17 protein-coding genes and 1 pseudogene are annotated in these 22,947 nt (G+C 61.9%); 12 read left to right on the top strand and 6 right to left on the bottom strand.

The features are described from left to right. Positions 1 to 65 precede the first annotated feature (65 nt). Positions 66 to 1,197, top strand: a protein-coding gene (prfB, locus tag ACCO56_RS14095) for a peptide chain release factor 2 (RefSeq protein ID WP_433641377.1) whose coding sequence is annotated in 2 segments (ribosomal slippage) — positions 66 to 131 and positions 133 to 1,197 — 1,131 coding nt in all. Because the reading frame shifts where the segments join, the coding sequence is not laid out codon by codon here. 177 nt (positions 1,198 to 1,374) lie between these two features. On the opposite strand, the gene ACCO56_RS14090 is transcribed toward prfB, so the two are convergent. Continuing rightward, complete coding sequence (locus ACCO56_RS14090) at positions 1,375 to 2,640, bottom strand: M23 family metallopeptidase (RefSeq protein WP_433641376.1); 1,266 nt, start codon at positions 2,638 to 2,640, stop codon at positions 1,375 to 1,377. 517 nt (positions 2,641 to 3,157) lie between these two features. Here ACCO56_RS14090 and ACCO56_RS14085 point away from each other — a divergent pair. Next, complete coding sequence (locus ACCO56_RS14085) at positions 3,158 to 5,485, top strand: Tex family protein (RefSeq protein ID WP_433641375.1); 2,328 nt, start codon at positions 3,158 to 3,160, stop codon at positions 5,483 to 5,485. Positions 5,486 to 5,552: 67 nt separating this feature from the next. On the opposite strand, the gene ACCO56_RS14080 is transcribed toward ACCO56_RS14085, so the two are convergent. After that, complete coding sequence (locus tag ACCO56_RS14080; protein WP_433641374.1) at positions 5,553 to 6,029, bottom strand: peroxiredoxin; 477 nt, start codon at positions 6,027 to 6,029, stop codon at positions 5,553 to 5,555. 93 nt (positions 6,030 to 6,122) lie between these two features. On the opposite strand from ACCO56_RS14080, the gene ACCO56_RS14075 reads away from it, so the two are divergent. Continuing rightward, positions 6,123 to 9,548 (top strand): YhdP family protein, encoded by a 3,426-nt coding sequence (locus ACCO56_RS14075; protein WP_433641373.1) that lies wholly within the window; start codon positions 6,123 to 6,125, stop codon positions 9,546 to 9,548. 16 nt (positions 9,549 to 9,564) lie between these two features. Here ACCO56_RS14075 and tyrS read toward each other — a convergent pair whose 3' ends face one another. After that, positions 9,565 to 10,818 carry a tyrosine--tRNA ligase gene (gene tyrS / locus ACCO56_RS14070; protein ID WP_433641372.1) on the bottom strand — a complete coding sequence of 418 codons (1,254 nt, stop codon included), beginning with the start codon at positions 10,816 to 10,818 and terminating at the stop codon, positions 9,565 to 9,567. Between the two features lie 104 nt (positions 10,819 to 10,922). On the opposite strand from tyrS, the gene ACCO56_RS14065 reads away from it, so the two are divergent. Beyond that, positions 10,923 to 12,041 (top strand): anhydro-N-acetylmuramic acid kinase, encoded by a 1,119-nt coding sequence (locus ACCO56_RS14065; RefSeq protein ID WP_433641371.1) that lies wholly within the window; start codon positions 10,923 to 10,925, stop codon positions 12,039 to 12,041. 360 nt (positions 12,042 to 12,401) lie between these two features. Here the strand turns inward: ACCO56_RS14065 and ACCO56_RS14060 are convergent. Beyond that, positions 12,402 to 12,581: pseudogene (locus tag ACCO56_RS14060) on the bottom strand (YegP family protein); the annotation flags it as partial. A 281-nt stretch (positions 12,582 to 12,862) separates the two neighbouring features. Here ACCO56_RS14060 and ACCO56_RS14055 point away from each other — a divergent pair. Then, the gene (locus ACCO56_RS14055; protein WP_433641370.1) at positions 12,863 to 14,218 is read left to right on the top strand and encodes an esterase-like activity of phytase family protein; all 1,356 of its coding nucleotides are present in this window, start codon (positions 12,863 to 12,865) and stop codon (positions 14,216 to 14,218) included. 100 nt (positions 14,219 to 14,318) lie between these two features. Here ACCO56_RS14055 and ACCO56_RS14050 read toward each other — a convergent pair whose 3' ends face one another. Then, positions 14,319 to 14,993 (bottom strand): alpha/beta hydrolase, encoded by a 675-nt coding sequence (locus tag ACCO56_RS14050; protein ID WP_433641369.1) that lies wholly within the window; start codon positions 14,991 to 14,993, stop codon positions 14,319 to 14,321. A 223-nt stretch (positions 14,994 to 15,216) separates the two neighbouring features. Here ACCO56_RS14050 and ACCO56_RS14045 point away from each other — a divergent pair, with 223 nt between their 5' ends. From ACCO56_RS14045 to ACCO56_RS14020, 6 genes are all read left to right on the top strand, one after another. Next, on the top strand, positions 15,217 to 16,380 hold the full coding sequence (locus tag ACCO56_RS14045; RefSeq protein WP_433641368.1) for a cysteine desulfurase family protein: 1,164 nt from the start codon (positions 15,217 to 15,219) through the stop codon (positions 16,378 to 16,380). Between the two features lie 288 nt (positions 16,381 to 16,668). After that, positions 16,669 to 18,183, top strand: coding sequence for a Fe-S cluster assembly protein SufB (sufB, locus tag ACCO56_RS14040; protein ID WP_433641367.1), 1,515 nt, complete (start codon positions 16,669 to 16,671; stop codon positions 18,181 to 18,183). 94 nt (positions 18,184 to 18,277) lie between these two features. Further along, complete coding sequence (gene sufC, locus ACCO56_RS14035; RefSeq protein WP_433641366.1) at positions 18,278 to 19,033, top strand: Fe-S cluster assembly ATPase SufC; 756 nt, start codon at positions 18,278 to 18,280, stop codon at positions 19,031 to 19,033. 9 nt (positions 19,034 to 19,042) lie between these two features. Further along, positions 19,043 to 20,311, top strand: coding sequence for a Fe-S cluster assembly protein SufD (gene sufD, locus ACCO56_RS14030; RefSeq protein ID WP_433641365.1), 1,269 nt, complete (start codon positions 19,043 to 19,045; stop codon positions 20,309 to 20,311). A gap of 4 nt (positions 20,312 to 20,315) precedes the next feature. Continuing rightward, a complete protein-coding gene (locus ACCO56_RS14025; protein ID WP_433641364.1) occupies positions 20,316 to 21,560 on the top strand; it encodes a cysteine desulfurase in 1,245 nt (414 codons plus the stop codon). Positions 21,561 to 21,565: 5 nt separating this feature from the next. Beyond that, positions 21,566 to 21,940 (top strand): SUF system Fe-S cluster assembly protein, encoded by a 375-nt coding sequence (locus tag ACCO56_RS14020; protein WP_433641363.1) that lies wholly within the window; start codon positions 21,566 to 21,568, stop codon positions 21,938 to 21,940. Positions 21,941 to 21,981: 41 nt separating this feature from the next. Here the strand turns inward: ACCO56_RS14020 and ACCO56_RS14015 are convergent, their stop codons facing one another. Then, the gene (locus tag ACCO56_RS14015) at positions 21,982 to 22,296 is read right to left on the bottom strand and encodes a DUF1236 domain-containing protein (RefSeq protein ID WP_433641362.1); all 315 of its coding nucleotides are present in this window, start codon (positions 22,294 to 22,296) and stop codon (positions 21,982 to 21,984) included. A 225-nt stretch (positions 22,297 to 22,521) separates the two neighbouring features. Here ACCO56_RS14015 and sufA point away from each other — a divergent pair, with 225 nt between their 5' ends. Next, positions 22,522 to 22,911 (top strand): Fe-S cluster assembly scaffold SufA, encoded by a 390-nt coding sequence (gene sufA, locus ACCO56_RS14010; protein WP_433641361.1) that lies wholly within the window; start codon positions 22,522 to 22,524, stop codon positions 22,909 to 22,911. Positions 22,912 to 22,947: the final 36 nt, after the last annotated feature.

Below are 22,947 nucleotides of genomic sequence, written 5' to 3'. Positions count from 1 at the left end.
TGCCCTGTCCCGGATTGGGCTTGTTTCGATCGGTGGCGCGAGGACGGAACAAGAACGAGTTCGCTATGCGTGCTGAAACCCAAAACCTGGTCGACGAGATCAAGCAGGCCATAAGCCTGCTGAGGAGGCATCTTTGACTGGGATCAGGCAATCAAGAGGCTGGACTACCTGAACAATCGCGCCGAGGATTCCACGCTGTGGAACGATCCTCAGGAAGCGCAGAAGCTGATGCGCGAGCGTCAGCATCTCGATGACAACATCAAGGCGATCAAGGGGCTGAACCAGGCGCTCGAGGACAATGTCGGGCTGATCGAACTCGGCGAGGAGGAAGGGGACGAGAGCGTGGTCGCAGAGGCGGAGGCCGCGATCCGTTCCTTGTCGGGCGAGATCAAGGCCCGGCAGATCGAGACCCTGCTCTCCGGCGAGGCCGATGGCAACGACACCTATATCGAAGTGCATGCCGGGGCCGGCGGCACCGAGAGCCAGGACTGGGCATCGATGCTCATGCGCATGTACACGCGTTGGGCGGAGCGGCGCAGGTTCAAGGTCGAGATCCTTGAGATCCATGACGGCGAGGAGGCGGGCATCAAGTCGGCTACCCTCCTGGTCAAGGGGCACAATGCATATGGTTGGTTGAAGACCGAGTCCGGTGTCCATCGGCTTGTCCGAATTTCGCCCTATGACAGCAATGCGCGGCGTCATACCTCCTTCGCCAGCGTCTGGGTCTATCCGGTTATTGACGACACGATCGAGATCGATGTTTCGGAATCGGACGTGCGTATCGACACCTACAGGGCTTCGGGTGCAGGCGGCCAGCACGTCAACACCACCGACTCGGCGGTGCGCATCACGCATATCCCCACCGGCATCGTGGTCGCCTGCCAGCAGGAACGCTCGCAACACAAGAACCGCGCGACGGCATGGAGCATGCTACGGGCGCGCCTTTACGAACTTGAGCTGCAGAAGCGGGAGGAGAAGGCCAACGCGGAGGCTTCGGCCAAGACCGACATCGGGTGGGGGCACCAGATCCGATCCTACGTGCTGCAGCCCTATCAGCTGGTGAAGGACCTGCGCACCGGCGTCGAGAGCACCAGCCCGCAGGATGTTCTCGACGGCGATCTTGACGAGTTCATGGAAGCCTCGCTGTCCCAGCGCATCGAAGGTGGGGCGGGGCAGCCGGTCGCGGATCTCGATTGACGGAATAGAGCTCCCGAGGACGACGGCCGTGAAGCGGATTGCCGCCGTCGTCCTTGGCGCATCGTTCTGCGAAGAACGTCTTCGGGGTCGGCAGGTTACGGCGCCTTACAGCGCGTCGCGTCTTCGATTATGCATGTCTTTTTCCCGTAACCGCTGCACACTTTCGGGAGACACGCTTTAAAGAAACTGATTCACCTTGCGACCGGCCTTGAGAAAACGCACGGGATCGATGGCGTTGCCGTCCCTGCGGATCTCATAGTGAAGATGAGGGCCGGTCGAGCGGCCGCTGGAGCCGACATCGCCGACCGTGTCGCCGGTCGAAAGCTTTTGCCCGACCTTGACGCGGATCTTGCTGAGATGAGCGTAGCGGCTTGAGAATCCATTGCCGTGGTCGACTTCCACCATGCGTCCATAACCGCCATTCCATCCGGCCTTGGTCACCGTCCCGGGCGCCGTGACCAGCGCCGGAGAACCGGATGGGGCGCGGAAATCCAGACCGGCATGCATCGCCGGCATCCCGATCAGCGGGTCGCGGCGCACTCCGAAGCTGCTCGACACGCCGCGACCAGGAGCCGGGTTGGCGATCGGGAACTTGCGCGCTTCCTTCTTCATGGCTTCGAGATGGCTGAGCGCCTCGTCGAGTTCATTGACTTTGGTGTCGAACATCGATGCGGTGTCGACTGCCACGAGCGGGCCGCCAATGCCTTGTTTGCCATATTCGGAATCGACCGGCAGTCCGGCATCCTCCAAAGCCTGCGCGATCGTATCGGCGGTCTGGGTCGCATTTTCGGCCAGCGACGCGATGCGGGCGAGCTGTTCGCTTTCGATATCCCGAAGCGACTGATTGATGGCGATAAAGAGCTTGTCTGCCTGGTTGGCGGAAGACTCGTCGCGCGTCACCGCCTCGCGCGGGGACCAGAACGCGAAAGGAGAAGAGCTCCCCGAGGCGCGGTCCAGCAGCGGCTGCGTCAAACTCAAGCTGGCACGAATGTCGGGTTTGGTCGTGGGGACAGGAACCGGAGCAGGGGCGTCCGCGTCGGTGACCCCGGCGCGTTCCAGGATCGGGCTCAGGCGCCCGTGCCGCTGTGACAGCTGGCTCTGGCGTTCGAGCAGTTCGCTTACCTTGCTTTCCATAAGCTGCTGATCGAGCAGTTGCCGACTGGTGATCCGGTCGACCTGGGCCCGCAAGGCGGAGATCCTGTCTTCATACGCCTGTTGCACCCGGGCCTGGCGAGCCGCCGAAGCGCCGATAAGGTCGTCTCGCAGGACCAGATAGGACGTTGCGAGCAGATAACCCACGGCGATCGCGGAAAGTGCCGAACCGGCAAGCGCCGCCAGCCACGGGCGGATCTGGAAATGCCTGATCTCATTGCCGCGTGCGATGATGACGGTATGCGGCTCCTTGCGTTTGCCGAAAACGGCTGTCTGACCGGGGGCTTTCACGGGACTTAGCTTCTCTGCCGCTACGACTGAAGACGGCTCGATTACACATTGTTAGGGTTAACAAAGGTTTTCCGGTCGCGCGGAGTAGCGGCGAAGCGGTGACAATTTCGGCAAAAAAATGTTGGTTGCCGGTGCGAGCCGGGTGTCGAAAACAACCCGTGTCGAACAAAAGCCTGGGGCAGCGCTTGCACATCTTTTCAATAGCAAGCGCTGCCCCAGGCTCTCCTACGTTTTCCGTCTCAGTCGAGGAATAGCCATAGGAGAATGATAATGGGAATGGGGATGCCAAGCATCCATAGAATGATGGATCGAAGCATGGTGTTCTCCTTGTTGATCACTGATCGCCAACGTCTGAGGCGGCGAGTGTGTTCCGGCGTGATCTCGCCGCGATACGCTGGTGCTATGGCATCGCCGAATATCCGCGGGCGCCTTTCTTGTGGAAGTGCCTCAAGAGCATTGGCACGATGAGGCGATTGAACCTATCTTCGCCGCCCGATCGAGAATTGTTGGGAAAGACATGGCCGCAGATATCAGACGTATCGCCGGAATCATCGCGGCAGAGATCGGCGCGAAGCCGGATCAGGCCGCGGCAGCGATCGGCCTACTCGATGGGGGGGCGACGGTGCCCTTCATCGCGCGCTATCGCAAGGAGGTCACGGGAGGCCTCGACGACAGCCAGCTCCGGTTGCTTGCCGAGCGCCTGATCTATGTCCGCGAGCTCGATGCACGACGCGACACGATCCTCGAATCGATCCGCGGTCAAGGCAAGCTTACGGACGACTTGGAAGCGAAGATCGCGGCTGTAACGACCAAGGCCGAGCTGGAAGACATCTACCTGCCCTATAAGCCGAAGCGGCGCACCCGCGCGGAGATCGCCAGGGAAAGAGGGTTGGGATCCCTAGCGGAGGCAATTCTAGCGGACCGTTCGGCAGTTCCGGCGGAGTTGGCCGCGACCTACCTCACCGACGACGTTCCTGACGTCAAAACGGCGCTCGAAGGCGCGCGCGACATCGTCTCGGAGACGTTCGCCGAAAATGCCGATCTGATCGGAAGCCTGCGCAGCTATCTCAGGGAAAAGGCTTTCCTGCGATCCAAGGTCGTCGAGGGCAAGGAAGAGGCGGGTGCCAAGTTCTCCGATTATTTCGACCATGTCGAACGCTGGTCGGGCGTTCCGAGCCACCGCGCACTCGCCATGTTCCGTGGCCGCAACGAGGATGTGCTCTCGCTTGAGATCGAAGTCGACGCGGACAACGCTTCGGCAGTCAAGCCTGTCGAGCGCATGATCGCCGAGGCCTATGGAATCGGTCGCCAAGGGGCCGGCGATCTATGGCTCGCGGAGGTCGTCGGCTGGACCTGGCGGGTGAAGCTGTCGCTGTCGCTGTCACTCGACCTGATGCGCGAGCTTCGTGAACGTGCCGAAGATGAAGCCATTCGGGTTTTTGCACGTAATCTCAAGGACTTGCTGTTGGCGGCTCCAGCGGGATCACGCGCTACGATGGGGCTCGATCCAGGCATCCGCACCGGCGTCAAGGTCGCGGTCGTCGATCAGACCGGAAAACTGCTCGACACAGCCACTGTCTATCCGTTTGCACCGCGGAACGATGTGCGAGGGGCACAGGCGGAATTGGCCGCGTTGATCGTGCGGCACAAGGTCGAATTGATCGCAATCGGTAACGGCACGGCCAGCCGCGAAACGGAACGCCTCGTCGTCGACCTGCTCGCCGACATGCCGTCGCCGAAGCCTCAGAAGGTCATCGTCAGCGAGGCGGGCGCGTCTGTCTACTCGGCTTCGGAGACCGCGGCCGCCGAGTTCCCCAATCTGGACGTGTCGCTGCGTGGCGCGGTTTCGATCGCGCGTCGTCTTCAGGATCCGCTCGCGGAACTGGTGAAGATCGAGCCGAAATCGATCGGCGTCGGGCAATATCAGCACGATGTCGACCAGTACCGGCTCGGCCGCTCGCTGGAGGCCGTGGTGGAGGACGCGGTGAACGCCGTCGGTGTCGATCTCAACACGGCTTCGGCGCCGCTTCTGGCGCGGGTTTCCGGCCTCGGCCCGTCGTTGGCCGAGGCGATCATCGCACACCGCGACGCCACCGGCGCGTTTGCGAGCCGCGCGGAACTCCTCAAGGTCAGCCGGCTCGGCCAGCGGACCTTCGAGCAGTGTGCGGGCTTCCTTCGCATTCCGAACGGCAGCGAGCCGCTCGATGCTTCGGCGGTCCACCCCGAAGCCTATGGCGTGGCCAAGAAGATCGTCGCAGCATGCGGTCGCGACCTGCGTTCCCTGATGGGTGACAGCGCCAGGCTCAGGGGGGTCGATCCCCGTCTCTTTGTCGACGAACGCTTCGGCCTGCCGACAGTGCGAGACATCATTGCGGAGTTGGAGAAGCCGGGCCGCGACCCGCGACCCGAATTCAAGACTGCGACCTTCGCGGAAGGCATCGACGACATAAAAGACCTGAAACCGGGTATGGTGCTCGAAGGCACCGTCACCAATGTCGCGGCGTTCGGCGCTTTCGTCGATATCGGCGTCCACCAGGATGGGCTGGTGCATGTCTCTCAACTGGCCGACCGTTTCGTGAAGGACGCTCATGAAGTGGTCAAGGCCGGCGATGTGGTGAAGGTGCGTGTCGTCGAAGTCGACATCAAGCGCAAGCGGATCGGGCTTACGATGCGCAAACACGGCGATGGCGCGGGCGGCAGGCCGGATCACCGATCCGAAAAAGCGCAGCCACGGACCTCACCCTCGAAGTCTTCCCACCGCTCGAGTTCGGCAGGGCGAGCAAAAGAGAGCTCCCAAGGGGCGTTCGGCGCAGCTTTCGCCGAAGCCCTCAAGCGCAAGCGATGACCGCAGCGCAGGCGAGCAGGCTGCTTGCCAATGCAGCAGATCGGCAGACGGCGCTGAAGCAGGGAAGCTAGACTGCCGGAAGGCTTCTGACGGCGGCCAGTACCTCCTCGACATGACCGCGAAGCCTGACCTTGCGCCAGATCCGGGCGATGGTTCCGTCCGGCGCGATCAGGAACGTGCTGCGCACCACGCCCATATATTTTCGGCCGAACATCGTCTTTTCGGCCCAGACACCATAGGCGTCGATGGCCGTGCGCTCCTGATCCGCTCCAAGCTCGACGGTAAGCTCGTGCTTGGCCTTGAACTTGTCGTGCTTGCCGACGCTGTCGGGCGAAACGCCTACGATGACGGCGCCCGCCTCCTCGAATTCGGGGCGCATCCTTGAGAATTCGATGGCTTCCTGAGTGCAGGTCTCGGTGTCGTCCTGAGGATAGAAGTAGAGGACGACTGCTTTGCCTGGGAAGTCCGACAGTTTCACCGTGCCACCTCCGTCTCGTGGCAACTCGAATTCCGGCGCTCTATCGCCGATCACCAACTCAGTCATATCCTTGCCGTTGTTTGAGGTTACGCGCGCGCTCTCGCAGTTATAATAGGAGCTGCGGATTCGTCTATGGCCGAAGAATAGTCAGGAAACTGCTTGGAGCACGAGCTTCCGAGACACGAAAAGGTAAAGTTCCGGCGTGAGGACATCGCCGAGCTCCACACGCTTCCGTCCGCGATCGGCCAAGACCTTTGGAAGACCAAGCGGTCCCTTCATCGGCGCGCCCTCGGTGCGTGCGCCGGGCTGGTGACGGTTGCAACTTCGATCGCGCTGCTCCTCGGGCTGCTTCTCTATTTCGTTGGGATCTCAGGCGTAAGCACCGACAGCGTGCGCGACCAGGCGGAAGCGGCGGTCGAAAAATTGCTGGGGGTCGACGTAGCGGCGACGCTCGGGCCAGCGCGAATCTCCTTCGACAGCTCGCGCTTCATCGCCGTCGAGGTCAATGACGTCCGGCTCGCCACGACAGGATCCTCTCCGACCGATGTCGTCACGGCGAAGAGCATACGCTTCGGCATCAGGGCCCTGCCGCTGGTCACGGGACAGATCAAGCTCGGCAGCGCCAGGGTCGAGGACGCCCGGATCTTTATCGGCGCGCTGCCTGCCCGCGAAGACATTGTCTGGACGGCGTCGTTGACCGGAGAAGACGGCCTTGTCGATCCCGATCTGGTGGCGCATGCCGTGTTCGCGGCCGTCCATCGTCTTTTCGATGCCTTCAATGTCGGTTCGACACGGAGCGCCCAACTCGAGAATGTCGAGATCGTCCTGGCCGAGGGGAGCGCCTTGCGCTCCATCATGATCAATCACGCGACGCTCGGTCAGTCCCTCACGGGTCGCCTTTCCTTTTCGGCGGAGACGGTCGTGGACGGCCGCGAGATCGCGATCAAGGGAACGGCCGCCCGAGACGAGGCGTCACGTCGCATCGGCGGGCTCGATCTTTCCGTTTCCTCCTCGCCCCTCGCGGCTGCCGCGCAGCCGGCAGCCGGTGCGCCGACCGATCCGGCTCGCGAAACATCGATCGGCGAAGTCGATCTGAAGATCTCCGGAAACGAAGGTGCCGAGGGTAAAGTGTCTCGCCTCGCCATCTCGCTGGACATGGGCGATTCCGTGATCCGCATCGATCCGCGCAACGATCTCGACATAAGCATGGCTGTCGTCGCCGAACTGGTCACCGGCACCGGCAAGCTGGAGATCAAGGAGAGCAGAATCGTCAGCGGCCGCTCCCGTTTCGATTTCAACGGCGCGGTGGGGCCGAGACCGCGCTCCGACCCGACGGAAGCACCGGCCTATCGATATGAACTCGTGAGCAACCAGGCCACGCTTGCTCCGCCGGATTCGCCCGAACCGGCGCTCGATCTCGTGGGCCGGCTCGCCGGGACGTTCGATCCTGTCTCGGCTCGCCTGGAGATAGACGAGCTCGGCGTGCGCACCACAGGAGGCGAGGTGTTTGGGAAAGCTGCAGTCGATTTCGTCAGCGGCAAGGCTCCTGGCGTGTCCCTGGCCCTTTCCTTGCCGGGACTGCCGACGTCCCACGTCAAGCAGATCTGGCCGTGGACCGCGGCAGGCGGCGCCCGGCGATGGGCGCTCAACAACCTGTTCGGTGGGCAGGTCGCCGATGGACATATCGCGTTCCGTGTGCCGCCCGGACGTCTCGGCAATGGTATTCCACTGACGGGGGACGAGATTTCCGGCCATTTCAAGGTGACCGGAACCCGTTTCGACGTTACGGGCCGCATCCCTCCGGTGCGCGATGCGGCCGGAACGATCGATTTCCGGGGCAATGACGTCGACATCGCGCTCTCCTCAGGCACAGTCTATCTGCCGAGCGGTCGTGCAGTGGCGGCCAGCGACGGGACGCTGACCATCCGCAAGGCCAATCTGCCGAAAGTAATCGGCGCTCTCGACATGGATATTACCGGCGATGCACAGGCAGTGACCGAGCTCGCATCCTATGAGCCGATCAACGCGATGCGTCACATAGGCATGACCGCCGACGAATTTTCCGGCCAAGTTTCCGGCAATGTGAAGGCCGACATCCCCCTGAGCAAGGCCGCTCAGGGGGAGAAGCTGAATTGGCTCGTGGCGCTGGACTTCAAGGATCTCGCCGTCACCCGACCTTTCGAGGGCCAGTTGGCGACCGAAGCGGACGGAACGATCGTCGTCGATCCGACGAAAGCGGTGATCGAGGCGAAGGCCAAGCTCAATGGTGCACCCGCGGAGATCGATCTCGTCGAGCCCATCGGCGGCAGCCCCGTCGAGCGCCAACGCAAGGTGGCGATCGTGCTGGACAACAAGGCTCGTGAGAAGATCGCGCCGGGTCTGGCAACGCTGCTCGACGGCTCCGTGAAGGTCCAGTTCGACGCCGGTGGCGAGGGGAGCGAGCGCCGGATGCAGATGGATCTCACCAATGCGAAGCTGGACCTGCCATGGATCGGATGGAGCAAGGGGCCCGGCATCGCCGCCACAGCATCCTTCCGGATGGCGACCACGGACAAAACGACGACGCTTTCCGATTTCAGGCTGGAGGGGAAATCCTTTGCCGTGGCCGGCAACATCGTTCTTGCCGGAGGCGAATTGTCGTCGGCCCGCTTCGGCACGGTCAGCCTTAACCGGGGCGACGATGTCAATGTCGCAATCAAGCGCGCCGGCAAAGGTTACGCCGTCGACGTATCGGGCGCTTCGCTCGATGTGCGCTCGCTCATCAAACAGGTGACTTCGGAGAAGGCCGGCTCATCCAAGGCTTCCGGCGCGATGACTGTGACCGTGGATGCCGACGTCAAGGCGTTGACGGGCTTTCATGGCGAACGATTGTCGAAAGTGAAGCTTGAATACACGGGCACTGGGGATCGTGTCGTCGGCCTGGATGTCTCGGCTGTCACCGACGCAGGCAGCAAGGTGACCGTGATCGGCGCAACCGAGCGCGGTCGCAGAACGCTCGAGATGCGCTCGACGGACGCCGGTTCCGTCCTTCGCTTTCTTGATCTCTATCCGCACATGGAAGGCGGCACGATCCGGCTGGCGCTTACTGGGGATGGCGACGGCCCCATGCGCGGTCATGTCGACGCGTCGAGCTTCTGGATCGTCAACGAGCCGAAGCTGGCGTCGATCGTGGCCACGACGCCGCCCGGAGACCAGCGGAGCCTCAACCAGGCCGTCCGCAGCGACATCGATACGTCGCGCGTACATTTCGAACGCGGTTTCGCGGCAATCCAGAAGGCGCCCGGCAGCCTGCTGCTCGATCGTGGCGTGCTGCGCGGTCCGCTCATCGGCCTGATCTTCAAGGGAACGCTTTATGATCAGGCAGGCAACATGAATATGACCGGCACTTTCATGCCGGCATATGGGCTGAACCGTATATTCGGGGAGATCCCGCTGTTCGGGCAGATCCTCGGCAATGGGCGCGACCGGGGGCTGATCGGCGTGACCTTCCGGCTGGCCGGCGAGGCCAGCTCACCGGCCCTCCAGATCAACCCGCTCTCGGCGATCGCGCCGGGCATATTTCGGTCGATCTTCGAGTTCCGTTGATCGCTCCCGCCGGCACTCAAGCGGGCCGGACGAGAATGTGCTTTTTCTTGCCGAGCGACAGCTTGATCACGCCCTCCCCAGTGAGATCGGCGAGAGTGACGCTGCGGCGCCCGTCCGACACGGGTTGGTCGTTGAGCCGGACCGCGCCGCCTTGGACATGGCGACGGGCTTCGCCGTTCGAGCCCGCCAGACCGGCCATAACGAACAGGGAAAGCAGTCCGATGCCGGCTTCGAGCGACGCCTTATGGATCTCGATCGTAGGCAGGCTTTCGGCCAGTGCGCCTTCCTCAAAGGTTTTGCGCGCCGTCTCCGCGGCCGTCTCCGCGGCTTCCCGGCCGTGCAGCAGCGCGGTGATCTCGGTCGCCAGCGTCTTCTTGGCCTCATTGATCTCAGCGCCGCCCAGAACCTCGAGCCGCGCGATCTCGTCCATCGGCAAGGTCGTGTAGAGCTTCAGGAACCGGCCGACATCGGCGTCCTCGGTGTTTCGCCAATATTGCCAGAACTCGTAGGGGCTCAACATGTCCGGGTCCAGCCAGACGGCGCCGGAGGCGGTTTTGCCCATTTTCGCGCCCGAGGATGTGGTGAGCAGCGGCGAAGTCAGCGCAAAGAGCTGGGGCGTGCCCATGCGGTGACCGAGGTCGATGCCGTTGACGATGTTGCCCCACTGGTCGGAGCCGCCCATCTGCAACCGGCAGCCGTAACGCTTGCTCAGCTCCACGAAATCGTAGGCCTGGAGGATCATGTAGTTGAACTCGAGGAAAGAGAGCGACTGTTCGCGATCGAGCCTGAGTTTGACGGAATCGAAGGAGAGCATTCGATTGACCGAGAAGTGCCGGCCAACGTCACGCAGGAAGTTGACGTAGTTGATACCCATTAGCCAATCGGCATTGTTGACCATCATCGCATCGCGTGGACCCTCGCCAAAGGCGAGGTAAGGAGCGAAGTTGCGACGGATGCCGGCAAGGTTGGCGTCGATATCGGCCGGGGTCAGCAGCTTCCGCGCCTCGTCCTTGAAGGACGGGTCGCCGATCATCGAGGTGCCGCCGCCCATTAGCGCGACGGGACGATGCCCGGTCTTCTGCATCCAGTGCAGCATCATGATCTGGATAAGCGAGCCGGCATGCAGGCTCTTCGCCGTTGCATCGAAGCCGATATAGGCTGTCACGACCTCCTTGGCGAAAAGTTCGTCGAGACCGGTTTCATCCGAGATCTGGTGGATGAAGCCGCGCTCGGAAAGCGTGCGCAGGAAGTCGGATTTGAAGGCGGACATGGTCTCTTCTTTCGGCGGAAAACATATCGTGGCCGCGAGATTGGCACTACGGCTGCCGCGCCTTTAGCATCCGTGCATCAGGAATCACAAGGACGGCGGTCGAAATGGCGGTATCATGCGCTATCGGGTTGATGAGCGGCACGTCGATGGACGGCATCGATGTCGCGATGTTGCGCACGGACGGAGAACATCTCGTCGAACGCGGGCCGTCGATGTTCGTCCCCTATGAGACGACGTTCCGCAGGCGCATCGAGAAGGCGCTGGGCGACGCCAAGGCGATCGTGCGCCGGGAGGAACGGCCTGGTGATCTCCAGGCGCTCGAGCATGAGATCACGCGGCTGCACGCCGGAGCGGTCGCGCGATTTCTGCGCGAAGCCGCTGGAGGCTGGGGCCGGCCCGAAATGATCGGCTTCCATGGTCAGACCGTTCTGCATCGGCCCGAGGCAGGGGTGACGGTACAGATCGGCGACGGGCGGTTGCTGGCACAGCTCACGGGATGTCCAGTCGTCTACGACATGCGGGCAAACGATATGTCGCATGGCGGTCAGGGGGCGCCGCTCGTGCCGGTCTACCATGCCGCGCTCGCGGGAACGCTGCCCCAACCCTTTGCCGGGCGGTTCCCCGTCGTCTTCGTGAACATAGGCGGCATCTCCAATGTCACCTACGTACCGGAGCATGGTGATCCCGTCGCCTTCGACAGCGGGCCCGGCAACACATTGATCGATCAATGGGTCTCGCGAGAAGGCGGCGTCCCCTTCGACGCCGGTGGCGCCATTGCCAACGAGGGCAGTGTCGTCCGGGCGGTCGTCGAGCGTTACCTCGGCAATCCGTTCTTCGCCAGGGGCGGGCCAAAATCCCTCGATCGCAACGATTTCACACTGGCCGAGGTGGCGGGGCTGGAGCTGGCGGACGGATCAAGAACGCTGGCTGCCGTATCCGCGGAAGCGATCCTGAAATCAGCGGAGCACATGCCGGAGCAGCCGAAGCTTTGGGTCATTTGCGGCGGTGGGCGCAAGAACCCGCACATTCTGCGCGACCTTCGCGCAGGTGTTGTCGATGCCGAGGTCGTCCTGGCGGAGGATGTCTGCCTCGACGGTGATGCCATGGAGGCCGAAGCATGGGCCTACCTTGCGGTCAGGGCCCGCGAAGAGCTGCCCCTCACTTTTCCGACGACGACCGGGTGCCGTGAAGCCGTAACGGGCGGCGTGTTCGCGACGCCATGACACTATGAGGCTGAACAAGAGCCAGCGCCACCATTCCCGCTGAAGCCTCCCGCCACAAATACCCCGGCCTGCAGAAACAGAGCCGGAGCAAAGCCGAAATCATGCTTGCATGCCGGTGCCGATCGAACCCGATCAACTCGTAGCTTTTGCCTTCGACGGGGCAGCCTTTTTGGCTTTCGGGGCGGCGGCTGTTTTTGACTTCGCAGGTGCCTTCGCCTTTGCAGCGGTAGTCGTCTTTGCCGCTGCTGTCGACTTGGCCGCTGCAGCCGGTTTAGCCTTTGCAGCGGTTTTTGCTCCCGTGCTGGCCTTGGCCGGAGCTTTCTTGGCAGGCTTGGCAGTTTTGGCGGGAGCCGCTTTCGGCGCCACGGTGATGTCCTTCAGTGCGGCATCCGCCGCATTTTTGCGGATAGACTCGATCGTCTTCAGAGCCGACGCTTTGGTCTTATACGCCTCCGACGCAAACACTGGCTCGCCGTTCCCCGCACGGAAACGGAAGCGGAACTCACCCTTCTTGTCCTTGTAGACTTCGAAGCTAGACATGAAACGTCCCCTTAGTATTCGGGTGATTCTAAGCACGGGAAAGGTGACACGAAGCGAGAAGTATGTCGACTGTAGTATACACGCTGGAGCTGTCCCGCCTCGCTCGCTGAAAATCCCTTGTTTTCAATAGGATGCCGGGGTTTTCGTCGATGCCGCGAAAATGGCTTGGCGCTGATGGCCGGCGGAGATCATCAAAGTTTCATGCAAATGTCACCCGTCCGACATGGGGCGGACATAGCTGGAGGCTGTTCCAATCCACCTCAGGGAAACAGGTTCTTTCCATGCGACGTTCACTTCTCGCGGCAGCCGCGATCATCGCGCTGACCGCTGCTGCTCCCGCCGACGAACAGGAATTCGCCGCCAAGCTCGTCGGGCATGCGATCCTTCCGGCCAATACCATGGTGAAAGCACCGGAGAATGCCCCGCAGCATCTCCGGACGTCCGGAAAATTCACGACGTCAGACCGGCGCCGGGCTGGAGGTCTCGGCACGGTGCCGGGCAAGGACGGCTTGCGGCCGACGGGACTTTCACTGCCTTTCGACGGCCAACCAGTGCAGGGGTTCTCCGGCATCAAGGCCAACGGGGATGGCACGTTCTGGTCTCTTTCGGACAATGGTTTCGGCAGCAAGCTGAATTCCAGCGACGCGGCCCTTATGCTTCATCATCTGAAATTCGACTGGGAAGCCGGCTCCGTGGATCGCATGAAGACGGTTTTTCTGACCGATCCCGACAAGAAGGCACCTTTCCCGATCGTTCTGGAAGGCAGCGACAACCGTTTCCTCACGGGCGCGGATTTCGATATCGAATCGATCCAGCCGGTCTCCGACGGTTTCTGGATCGGCGACGAGTTTGGACCCTATCTCCTGAAATTCGACAGGGAAGGCAGGCTGACCGACGTATTCGCCACCATGGTGGACGACGAATCCGTGCGTTCCCCCGATCATCCGGAGCTTGCGCTGCCTGCCAACCCCACGGCAAAGAACCCTGTCTTCAACCTGAAGCGTTCCGGTGGCTATGAGGGCCTCGCCATGTCGAAGGACGGCAGCAAGCTTTATGGCCTTCTGGAAGGCCCTCGCTACATGCCCGACGGGTCTGTCGAAAAAGCGGATGGGAAGACGGCGCTGCGGATCGTCGAGTTCGATGTCGCCGGCAAGAAATGGACCGGCAGAAGTTGGCTTTATCCGCTTGCGGAAGGTGGCGAAGCGATCGGCGACTTCAACATGATCGACGCCACGACCGCCCTTGTCATCGAGCGCGACAATGGCGCGGGCGTGACAGCGCAGGCCTGTGCCGATCCGGCCGATCCGAAACCCGATTGCTTCGCCCAGGCGTCCAAGGTCAAGCGCGTCTACAAGATCGAGATGACCGACGAGAATGCCGGTAACGCCGTGCGCAAGATCGGGTATATCGATCTCTTGAGGATATCGGATCCGGACAACAAGAAGCGACAGGGCGGCGGCGACGGCTTCTACGACATGCCGTTCGTGACCATCGAGAATGTCGACGTGGTGGACGACAGCCACATCGTGGTCGGCAATGACAACAACCTGCCATTCTCGGCGGGCAGGGCGCTCGACAAAGCGGACGACAACGAGTTCGTGCTGCTCGAAGTTGGCGATCTGCTGAAAGCCAAGTAAAGATAGGGGAAGCGCCGTCAGGCGCTTCCCGTCCATCTACCTCGTCGTGGAATCCGACCCCCAAGCCGCCATAACTCTAGGCCCGGGCCAGCGGCGCCAGCTATTTCAGGCGTTTTGGGCGGGGGTCCGCCAGCTCGCCGGCCAGCCGGCGGTCGAGATAGTCGGCGCATTCCTCGATCAGTTGGTCGCTGTGGTTCGCGAAGAAATGATTCGCGCCTGACATAGTCTTCTGCGTGATCGTGATGCCTTTTTGCGTGTGCAGCTTGTCCACGAGAGTCTGGACGTCCTTCGGCGGCGCTACCTTGTCGCTGTCGCCGTGGATGATCAATCCGGAGGACGGGCAAGGCGCAAGGAAGGAGAAGTCGTAAGTGTTCGGCTGAGGTGCGATGGAGATGAAGCCTTCGATTTCGGGGCGGCGCATCAGAAGTTGCATGCCGATCCATGCGCCGAAGGAATAGCCGGCGACCCAGCAGCTCTTCGAATCCGGATGAAGCGACTGCACCCAATCGAGCGCGGCGGCGGCATCCGACAGCTCGCCCGTGCCGTGGTCGAACTCGCCCTGGCTACGACCGATACCGCGGAAATTGAAGCGCAGCGTGGTGAAGTCGCGCTTCTGAAACATGTAGAAGAGGTCGTAGACGATCTTGTTGTTCATCGTCCCGCCGAACTGCGGATGCGGATGCAGGATGATGGCAATCGGCGCGCTCTTTTCCTTGGACGGCTGGTAGCGGCCTTCAAGGCGACCCGCGGGTCCTGCAAAAATGACCTCTGGCATAAATACTCCACTTGACAGGGCCCTGCGGGGAGGCCACCGGGGAACATATCCCGGTCCGGCCTTGACGAGACGCAGGCGGCTCCATAGAAGCTAGTTTAGAATTGTTCAAAACTGGGTAGCACCCAGCCTTCGAAGCGGGTAGATAGGACGGCTGACCTTGAGATTTCAAGGAAATAACGCCAGCCCGCACGTAAACGTGAGTTGACAGGACGAAAATACCGGAATGGCTGCAGATCGCGCCTATCTCGACTTCAATGCCAGCGCGCCACTGACAGCGGATGCGCGTGCGGCTGTCGCCGACGCGTTGTCGATGCCGGCGAATCCGTCCTCCGTGCACAGCGAAGGCCGCGCGGCGCGCCGCCTGATCGAGGAGGCCCGGCGTGAAGTTGCTGCGTTGGTCGCAGCCAAGCCCGAACACGTTTTCCTCACGTCCGGCGCCACAGAGGCCGCCACGACGCTGCTTTCTCCTGATTGGCAGATGGGTCGCGGCGCATTGCGCATGGCTCGGCTTTATGTTTCCGCAGCCGACCATCCCTGCATCCTTGGCGGGGGACGTTTCGCGCCCGACCAGGTGGAAGTGATCGGTGTCGATCGGCAGGGAGTGGTGGATCTCGGGGCGTTGCGTACCGCGCTCGGCCATCATGAGCGGTCTGCAGGCCTGCCGCTGGTCGCAATCCATGCGGCGAACAATGAAACCGGCGTCATCCAGCCTGTCGCCGAGGTCTCCAAAGTGGTGAGGGAGGCTGGCGGGGTCCTGGTGCTCGATGCCGTGCAGGCAGCAGGGCGCATACCTCTCGATATCACAAGAACTTGCGGCGATTACCTGATCGTCTCTTCGCATAAGATTGGTGGACCCAAGGGGGCGGGCGCGATTGTCGCTGCCGCCGACCTGATGATGCCGAAACCGCTGATCACGGGCGGCGGCCAGGAAAAGGGCCATCGTGCCGGCACGGAGAACCTCGCCGCCATCGCCGGTTTCGGCGCGGCCGCCCGCGAGGCTCGTGAGGGCCTTGGCCGCATGGGGGAAGTGCGTGCGCTGCGTGACGAGATCGAAGCCTTCCTTGCCGCCAGCGATCCCGGTATCGAGATTTTCGGGAGCGGCGCTGAGCGGCTGCCCAACACTACGTTCTTTTCCATACCGGGCCTGAAAGCCGAAACGGTGCAGATCGCGTTCGATCTTGCGGGGGTGGCGCTGTCGGCGGGATCGGCCTGCTCGTCGGGCAAGGTCGGGGCAAGCCATGTGCTGAAGGCGATGGGGCGTGGGGACCAGGCTGGCGCCCTTCGACTCTCCATCGGGCTGTCGACGACGCGCGAGGAGATCGCGCTTTTCAAGTCGGCACTCGACGGGATATTGGCGCGCCGGTCCGGCAGAGAAAGGGCCGCGTAAGCAGGTTTCGGAAAAGTGTCTTGCGCTTTTTTGACAAAGACCTGCATCAGGAGAATTCGAGCCTCGGCGAGAATCCGATGCTCGAACAAAGGTTTGGAACGGCAGATTGCTATGTTGCCGTACCAGAATTCTCCGGCCTCGGCCGGAGGTTTCGCAGCGTTGCAGGCGCCTCGGCGATTGGCGGGTGAATTCCCGATCGCAACGCACTATATGGGAACTACGCCGCTTCGCGGTGCCATAGTTTGAAAACGGCCGGGCCTTGACCCCGGCATGGATGGAGAACGGCTGATGCCTGCTGTGCAGGAGACGATCGAGCAGGTCCGCAAGATCGATGTGGACCAGTACAAATACGGTTTCGAATCGCAGATCGAGATGGAAAAGGCCCCCAAGGGCCTGAGCGAAGATATCATCCGCTTCATCTCCGCCAAAAAGAACGAACCGGACTGGATGCTCGAATGGCGTCTCGGCGCCTATCGTCGCTGGCTTACCCTCGAAGAGCCGACCTGGGCGCGCGTCGACTATCCCAAGATCGACTTCCAGGACATCTACTATTATGCAGCGCCGAAGAACCAGAGCGGCCCGCGTTCCCTGGACGAGGTCGATCCGGAGATCCTGAAGGTCTACGAGAAGCTCGGCATCCCGCTGAGGGAGCAGGAGATTCTCGCCGGCGTGCAGAAGCCGGCCACCGACCTCGAAGACGCCAACGACAACGTCTACAAATCCGGGCGTGTCGCGGTGGACGCGGTGCTCGATTCCATCTCGGTGGTGACGACCTTCAAGGAAGAGCTGGCCAAGGCCGGCGTCATCTTTTGTTCTATCTCGGAAGCCATCCGCGAGCATCCGGAACTCGTGAAGAAATATCTCGGCTCTGTCGTACCCACGACCGATAATTTCTATGCGACGCTCAATTCGGCTGTGTTCACGGACGGATCCTTTGTGTTCGTGCCGAAGGGCGTGCGCTGCCCCATGGAGCTCTCCACCTATTTCCGCATCAACGAGCGCAATACGGGCCAGTTCGAACGGACGCTCATCATTGCCGAGGAGGGAGCATACGTCTCCTATCTCGAAGGCTGCACGGCGCCCCAGCGCGACGAAAACCAGTTGCACGCCGCGGTCGTCGAGCTGATCGCGCTTGATGACGCCGAGATCAAATACTCGACGGTGCAGAACTGGTATCCGGGCGATGCCCAGGGCAAGGGCGGCGTCTATAATTTCGTCACCAAGCGCGGCGACTGCCGGGGCAAGAATTCCAAGATCTCCTGGACTCAGGTGGAGACGGGCTCCGCCATCACCTGGAAGTATCCGAGTTGCATCCTGCGAGGCGACAATTCACGCGGCGAGTTCTATTCGATCGCGGTCTCCAATGGCTATCAGCAGGTCGACAGCGGCACCAAGATGATCCATCTCGGCAAAAACACGTCGAGCCGCATCATCTCCAAGGGTATCGCTGCCGGCTTCTCGCAGAACACCTATCGCGGGCAGGTGTCGGCGCATCGCAAGGCGACGAATGCGAGGAACTTCACCAACTGCGACTCGCTGCTGATCGGCGACCAGTGCGGCGCGCATACCGTGCCGTACATGGAAGCCAAGAACTCGACCGCACAGTTCGAGCACGAAGCGACAACCTCCAAGATTTCCGAGGATCAGAAGTTCTACGTCATGCAGCGCGGTATCCCCGAGGAGGAAGCGATCGCGCTCATCGTCAATGGCTTCGTCAAGGAAGTGATCCAGGAACTGCCGATGGAGTTCGCCGTCGAGGCGCAGAAGCTGATCGGCATCAGCCTTGAAGGAAGCGTGGGCTAGACGGCCCCGCACGATCGAAACAGTGGCCGGCGCGACAGGCTGGCAGGACCGACATGGCGCCTCGATGCGCCGCTATACGAGACGGAAATTCATCATGCTGGAAATCAGGAACCTCCACGCCCGCATCGTCGAAGACGGCACCGAGATCATCCGCGGGCTCAATCTTACCGTGAAGGACGGCGAAGTGGCCGCGATCATGGGGCCGAATGGATCGGGCAAGTCGACGCTCTCCTACATCCTCGCCGGGCGTGAGGACTATGAGGTGACGGACGGCGACATCCTTTATGACGGGCATTCGATCCTCGAAATGGACCCGGCCGAGCGGGCCGCTGCCGGTATCTTCCTCGCCTTTCAATATCCGATGGAAATACCGGGCGTCGCCACGATGGAGTTCCTGAAGGTGGCGCTCAATGCGCAACGCAAGGCGCGCGGTGAGGAGCCGCTGAAGACGCCCGATCTCCTGAAGAAGGTCAAGGACGCTGCGGCAGCGCTCAACATGGACATGAGCATGCTGAAGCGGCCCTTGAACGTCGGCTTTTCCGGCGGTGAAAAGAAGCGTGCCGAAATCCTTCAGATGAAGCTCCTGGAGCCGAAGCTCTGCGTGCTCGACGAGACCGATTCCGGGCTCGACATCGATGCGCTGAAAATCGTTGCAGACGGTGTGAACGCGCTGCGTTCGCCCAATCGGTCGATCGTGGTGATCACCCACTATCAGCGGCTGCTCGAGCACATCGTCCCCGATTCCGTGCACGTCCTCTACCGGGGGCAGGTCGTCAAGTCGGGCGACAAGAGCCTGGCGCTCGAACTGGAAGCCAACGGCTATGCCGGCATCATCGAAGAAGCTGCGTAGGTGACCGACATGAACATGCATACGCAACTCCAGCGCACGCCTGCCGAGGCCACGCTTGTCGACGGCTTCGACGAGCGGCTCTCCCTGCTGCCCGGCGACGGCGCGGTCATGATCAAGCGCGACGCGGCAATCGAGGCTGTGAAGGCTGGTCTTCCCACCCGTCGTGTCGAATCCTGGCACTATACCGACTTCCGTCGGATGCTGACGGCCGTGCCGGCCTATGACCAGACAGCGAAGGCCGAGGCAAGAGAGCCTGTCCTTGCCGATGCGGCCGTGCTCGCCGTGCTGAACGGCGTTGCCGCCAAGAAGACCCCCGAAATCGAAGGCGTTGCGATCAGCCGTCTCGAGGACAAGCTGATCGACGGCAGCTTCGCGCCTGCGATGGAGCTGGCCGGTCCGGATGACGCGATCGGCGCCATCAATGCGGCTTTCGTCGCGGACGGCTATTTCGTCGATATCGCGCCCGGTGCGGAGCTAGCCGCGCCGCTGGAACTGCAGAACGTCCAGGCCGGCGGGCAGACGCATGTACGCCTCCCCGTCCGGGTCGGCGCGGGAGCCAAGGCCACGGTCGTCGAGCGGCAGACCGGCACCGGTGCGGCCTTTGTCTCGTCCGTCAGCCATTTGCTGATCGGCGAGGGCGCTGATGTCGTCTATATCATCGTGCAGGACCAGCCGGACGATGCGACGCATCTCGGCCAATTCAATGCGGATATCGGCGCGAACGCCAAGCTTACCCTGTTCGTCATGAACGCCGGCGGCAGGCTCGTCCGGCAGGAGATACGCGTCAGGGCCTCCGGCGAGGGCGCGTACTTCACACTGCGCGGCGTGAATTTGCTTGCCGGGGATGGCCATACCGACGTGACGATGGTGCTCGACCATACCGTACCCCACACCGGGTCGAGCGAGCTCATTCGCAATGTGGTCACCGGCAAGGCGCGGGGCGTCTTCCAGGGGCGCATCAACGTGCACCAGTACGCACAGAAGACCGACGCCAAGATGGCGTGCAACACACTGCTGCTCTCCGATGACGGGGAGTTCTCGACCAAGCCCGAACTGGAAATCTTCGCGGACGACGTGGTTTGCGGCCATGGCGCGACGGTAACCGAGATCGACCGCAACCATCTCTTCTATCTGATGGCGCGCGGTATCGACGAGAAGACGGCGCGCGGGCTGCTGGTGAAGGCGTTCCTGGCGGAGGTGGTCGAGGAGTTCGAGGAAGAGCCGATCGTCGAAGCGTTGGAGGCACGGCTCGACGCGTGGTTCGCGACGCATGGGTGATACGATGAACGCGCCCGGTAAGATCGAGGAGCTCTACGACGTCGAGGCAATCCGCCGCGACTTCCCGATCCTATCGCGCGAGGTCTACGGCAAGCCGCTCGTCTATCTCGATAATGGCGCCTCGGCCCAAAAGCCGCAGATGGTGCTGGACGCGGTCACCCACGCCTATAGCCAGGAATATGCCAATGTCCATCGCGGATTGCATTTCCTGTCCAACGCCGCGACGGACGCCTACGAGAAGTCGCGCGAAACGGTGCGGCGCTTCCTGAATGCCGCCAGCACGGAAGAGATCGTGTTCACCTCGAACGCGACGGCCGGCATAAACACGGTCGCCTACGGTTGGGGCATGCCCAATATCGGCGAGGGCGACGAGATCGTCCTTTCGATCATGGAACACCATTCCAACATCGTGCCCTGGCACTTCATCCGGGAAAGGCAAGGTGCGAAGCTTGTCTGGGTGCCCGTCGACGATCTCGGTGTGTTCCACTTGGAAGAGTTCGAGAAGCGGCTCACCGAGCGGACCAAGCTTGTCGCTATCACCCAGATGTCGAACGCGCTGGGCACGGTGACGCCGATCAAGGAGATCTGCCGCATCGCACATGCGCGCGGCATCCCGGTCCTGGTCGATGGTAGCCAGAGCGCCGTCCACATGCCCGTCGACGTGCAGGACCTGGGTTGCGACTTCTTCGTCTTCACAGGCCACAAGGTCTATGGTCCCTCAGGTATCGGTGTCCTCTACGGCCGCAAGGAAATGCTCGAGGCGATGCGGCCCTTCCATGGCGGCGGCGAAATGATCTTCGAGGTGACCGAAGACAACGTCACCTACAACGACCCGCCGCACCGCTTCGAAGCCGGCACGCCGCCGATCGTGCAGGCTATCGGGCTTGGTGCGGCGCTCGACTACATGCAGGCGATAGGACGCGAACGCATCGCAGCGCATGAGGCGGAGCTGAAGGACTATGCGCACGAAAGACTGCGCTCGATCAACTCGCTGCGTATCTTCGGTGACGCGCCGGGGAAGGGCGCCATCGTCTCCTTCGAGCTGCAGGGCATACACGCCCATGACGTGTCGATGGTGATCGACCGCGCCGGCGTGGCGGTACGGGCCGGCACGCATTGTGCCCAGCCGCTGTTGAAACGCTTCGGCGTCACATCCACATGCAGGGCGTCCTTCGGCATGTACAATACGAAAGAAGAGATCGACGTTCTGGCCGAGGCGCTGGAAAAGGCGCGGAGATTCTTCGGGTGACGACGATGGATAATCAAACGACCGAGACGACCGCTCACGGGGTATTTTCGGCTTCGACCATTCCCGCCGAGGAATTGGCGCGGCTGACCGACGACATCGTCTCCGCACTGAAGACGGTTTACGATCCCGAGATCCCGGCGGACATCTACGAACTCGGCCTCATCTACAAGGTCGATATCGAAGATGACCGCACGGTAAAGATCGACATGACCCTTACCGCCCCCGGGTGCCCCGTAGCAGGCGAGATGCCCGGCTGGGTCCAGAACGCTGTCGGTGCCGTCGAGGGCGTCTCCGATGTAGAGGTGAACATGGTGTTCGATCCTCCCTGGACGCCGGACCGCATGTCCGAGGAGGCGCAAGTCGCTGTCGGCTGGTATTGACGGGGCACCGCTTTGGAATTTTACGGTGCCGACGGCAAGACCTACTGCATGATGTGGACGATCCTGCGCGTTTCGGGTTCGACCAAAACGGTTCGCCCATCGAGCACCACGTAGCTGTATCTCGTGGGCATGTCTGGAACATCAAGTCTCTGGACTTCCACCGTGTCGGGCAGGGTCGTTCCCACTGTGATTTCCACACCCGGAGGCGGTGCGACGGGCTGGACCTGATGCTTGACGACGTATTCGCGGATAACGGTCTCTTGTTCTGGGGCGATGATGACGTCTTGTGCCGCTACGACCCCCGTGCCACCCAGAAGCAAGGCCGCAACGACCACGCTCTTCAGTCGGATATCCATGTCTCTTCTCCTTCTGTCGAACAGAAGCAGGAACCCCCGAAATCGCGAGACGTTCCCCGCCACTTCCATTTTTACGGGCGTTCTTCCACGGAACGGGCGGATTTCTCTTTAAAAATCAGGACGGGTTGGGAACGTGCCATGGGGTTGCGCCGAACGTGAATCTTCCCCATCTTAGGCAGGAATCATTCCGCAGGCCCTTCAACCTGCGCGATAATGGAGAATGACATGGCTCGTTTTGCCGTCATGAGCATGACCGACAAGGCCGCGGCCCGCGTGCGCGAGATCGTCGAATCGCGCGACGATGCTCATGGCATTCGCGTCGGCGTCAAGAAAGGCGGCTGCGCTGGCATGGAATACACGATCGATCTCGTGACCGAGGCGAACCCCAAGGACGATCACATCGAACATGGCGGCGCCCATGTCTATGTCGCGCCCGAGGCGGCGCTGTTCCTTCTTGGCACCGAGATGGACTTCGAGATCACCACGTTGCGGACCGGCTTCACCTTCCGCAATCCCAACCAGAGTTCCGCGTGCGGCTGCGGGGAATCGGTGGAGCTGAAGCCGGCCGATCTGAAGGCTCTCGCCGACGCGCGCGCCAGTGCAAACGCGGCCTGAGCCGCCGAGCCGCTTCTCCCCATCTGCAAATACTGG

It is taken from the genome of Mesorhizobium sp. 1B3 (assembly GCF_050958605.1).
Taxonomy (GTDB): domain Bacteria; phylum Pseudomonadota; class Alphaproteobacteria; order Rhizobiales; family Rhizobiaceae.
Note: the sequence above shows the minus strand (reverse complement) of the source record. Positions and strands in the feature narration are given on the sequence as shown.